Here is a 2,975-nt window from a genome sequence, read left to right as displayed (position 1 = left end):
TGAACAGTGATGTTCAGCAGTGTTCAGCGTAAATGTATCAGCCTCGTATCCTCTCCACCAAAATATCCAAAATCTTCGTGATGGGGCCAAGTCAACCTGCTTTTCTCGACAACAGTGCTAGGATTTGTCGATCGAAACAGTGGCACCATGTCCCCAGAGATCCCGACCGGGCCAGACAAAGACGGCCTCTGTCCAAGCGCAGCCTCGTTTGCCATACTGAAGAAAGATTGTAAATATTTGTTAACGCCATGACTGTCTCTGCTTTGGATCCCGCCAACCCCGCCCGTTTACAGGAGATCGCTCAACGCTTGCGCAGCCCGCGTTCTGCGGACCGGATGGTGGCCTTGGCCCAGTTGCGGGATGTGCCGGCAGAGCAGGCGGTGCCGCTGATTTTGCAGGTCATCGACGATGAGAACCTGCAGGTGCGCTCTTTTGCCGTCTTTGCCCTGGGGATCAAGCAAACGGACGCCTGTCTGCCCAAATTGCTGGAAATCCTCACCCAAGACCCGGATTATGGCATTCGCGCCGACGCGGCAGGTGCCCTGGGCTACTTGGAAGATCCGCGGGCTTTTGAAGCTTTAGTGCGTGCTTTCTACGAGGATGTAGAATGGCTGGTGCGCTTCAGTGCCGCGGTGGCCTTGGGGAACTTGAAGGATCCGCGGGCTTACGAGGTGCTTCTGCGAGCCTTGGATGGGCCGGAGGTGTTGCTGCAGCAAGCGGCCATTGCGGCTTTGGGGGAATTGGGGGATCCGCGGGCCCTGGATCACATCCTGCGGTTTGCCCAATCGGAAGACTGGCTGGTGCGGCAGCGGCTGGCCCAAGCGCTGGGCAATTTGCCTTCCCCCAAGAGCGTTTCTGCTCTCAACTACCTGGCCAGGGATCCCCACGATAGCGTTGTGGCGGCGGCTCTGGATTCGCTGCGGCGCTTGCGGCAAAGGGGCATCTCAGAAACCACCCCTGAGAAGGGATCCGGGCCAGCCAATTCTGAGGAAGGCTAAAGTAAAGATCCCGGCTCAGCTTGTTCCGGGTTCCCCAATCCCCAGAGAGAGGCCTCCTCTGTTTCCGGCTGAGCCTTTCTTTTCCTAGGATCCCTTGTCTCAATGGTTATCAGCCCCCACTCATCGGTTTCACCTGTTGCATCCCCGTCGCGGCCCCGCATTGTGGCGGCCCTTTCTGGGGGTGTGGATAGCTCTACGGTGGCGGCCCTTTTGCAGGAACAGGGCTACGCCGTGGAGGGGGTCACCCTCTGGCTCATGAGGGGGAAGGGGCAGTGCTGTACCGAAGGCTTGGTGGATGCGGCAGCTGTTTGTGAGCAGCTGGGGATCCCGCACCATGTGGTGGATAGCCGCGAGCTGTTTCAGGCCAACATTGTGGACTATCTGGTGGCCGGCTATGCGGAGGGCATTACCCCTCTACCCTGCTCCCAATGCAACAAAACGGTGAAGTTCGGCCCCCTGCTGGCCTATGCCCGCGAAAAGCTGGGCATCTCGCAGATGGCCACCGGCCACTACGCACGGGTGCGCTTTAACGCCGAGCTAGGACGTTACCAACTCCTGCGGGCGGTAGATCGGCAGAAGGATCAGTCCTATTTTCTCTACGACCTCAGCCAAGAGCACCTAGCCCATAGCCTCTTCCCCTTGGGCGAGTACACCAAGGCCCAAACCCGCCAGTTGGCCGCCCGCTATGGGCTGGTTACAGCCGATAAGCCCGAAAGCCAGGATCTCTGCTTGATTGAAACCTATGGCTCGATGCGGAGCTTTTTGGATCAGTACCTTGGGCAAAGGCCAGGGGAAATCGTCGATACCCAGGGGCGAGTGCTGGGATCCCATGAGGGCATCCACCACTACACGGTGGGCCAGCGCAAGGGGTTGGGGATTGCCTCTTCCCGTCCGCTTTACGTGGTGCGCATCGATGCGGCCATGAACCGCGTTGTCGTGGGGGAACGGGAGGAGGCTACCCAGGCTGAAGCGTGGGTAAGCCAAGTCAACTGGGTCTCTATCCCGGCGCCGACGGCATCCTTGGCTGTTGAGGTTCAGGTGCGCTACCGTACCCCCCCAGTGCCCGCCATGGTGATCCCGGAATCGCCAGAGCGGGTAAAGCTGCAGTTTGCCGAGCCGCAGTTTGGGGTCACTCCTGGCCAAGCCGCCGTCTGGTACCACGGGGATCTCCTGCTGGGGGGAGGGATCCTGGAGCGCCCTTCTCCCTAGGCCAACTGCAACTTCCCTCTCGCCAGGGGGGAAGGATTGGGGGTGAGGGCAAGCCAAACTACGCTGCTTGCGCTTGCAGCTGCTGCAGGGATCGGAACAGGAGCACCGTGTAGACATTGAAGATAGGCGTGACTGCCGTGAAAGCGACAAACCCGACCACAACTGCTAAGAGAGCTACCACAGGCGCCCAAACCAGAAGCGCAAGTCCTATGATGTCGGTATTACCCCCAGTTACAACTGCAGCTAGGGTAGCTCCCAAGATCGCCACAACAAAAGGCAAAAGCAGGATTGAGATGCCGAAGATCAAAACCACGACCAGGAATGCCCAAAACACCCCCCACCAACGGCCCCTGACGAGGTTCCAACTGTAGCCCAACCCTTCTGTGGCACCCTTGTCCTCCAGGGCAATTGCGCAGAGGGTGAAAGCTAGCCTTACCCGGCAATAGATGCCGGGAAACACAAACAGCTGCATCCCTAGTGAGGAAATCAGATTCACCAGGAGGCTGCCGAATATCAGAGGCACTGCCTTAGAGAAAGCCTGATCCAAGCTATTGCCCAGCAAGGGAGTTCGCTGCTTCAAGTGCTGATCCACCAGCCAAAAGGCTGCTCCTGTCAAGATGGGCGCGCCGACTAGGACATAGGCCAGGAGGAGCAAGGAGAGGATCATCCCGAGGGAAGGTGAGGTCAGACCTACAACGAAGAACGCGATATGGCTAGAAGAGGTCAGGATCAGCAGCGGCCAGTAGATGGGACCTACCAACTCAAACG

At 58.8% G+C, this 2,975-nt stretch carries 3 protein-coding genes; 2 read left to right on the top strand and 1 reads right to left on the bottom strand.

Translation table 11 applies throughout. The annotated features are described in order from the left end of the window. The first annotated feature begins 248 nt into the window (after positions 1-248). Together NW843_RS11615 and mnmA are read left to right on the top strand one after the other, a co-directional pair. On the top strand, positions 249-998 hold the full coding sequence (locus tag NW843_RS11615) for a HEAT repeat domain-containing protein (RefSeq protein WP_414418035.1): 750 nt from the start codon (positions 249-251) through the stop codon (positions 996-998). Between the two features lie 102 nt (positions 999-1,100). Then, complete coding sequence (gene mnmA, locus NW843_RS11610; RefSeq protein WP_414350891.1) at positions 1,101-2,207, top strand: tRNA 2-thiouridine(34) synthase MnmA; 1,107 nt, start codon at positions 1,101-1,103, stop codon at positions 2,205-2,207. Positions 2,208-2,265: 58 nt separating this feature from the next. Here the strand turns inward: mnmA and NW843_RS11605 are convergent. Next, positions 2,266-2,975 (bottom strand): glycerophosphoryl diester phosphodiesterase membrane domain-containing protein (locus tag NW843_RS11605; protein WP_414523018.1); only part of this gene is annotated, 710 nt, incomplete at its 5' end.

Source organism: Synechococcus sp. R5-12 (assembly GCF_047502655.1).
Lineage (GTDB): Bacteria > Cyanobacteriota > Cyanobacteriia > Thermostichales > Thermostichaceae > Thermostichus.
The sequence above is the reverse complement of the archived record's forward strand: the minus strand, read 5'-3'. Positions and strand labels throughout refer to the sequence as shown.

What these genes read in the sequence shown, in the direction of transcription:
- NW843_RS11615 (WP_414418035.1), top strand. Translation starts at nt 249, where the DNA reads ATGACTGTCTCTGCTTTGGATCCCGCCAACCCCGCCCGTTTACAGGAG.
- mnmA (WP_414350891.1), top strand. Translation starts at nt 1,101, where the DNA reads ATGGTTATCAGCCCCCACTCATCGGTTTCACCTGTTGCATCCCCGTCG.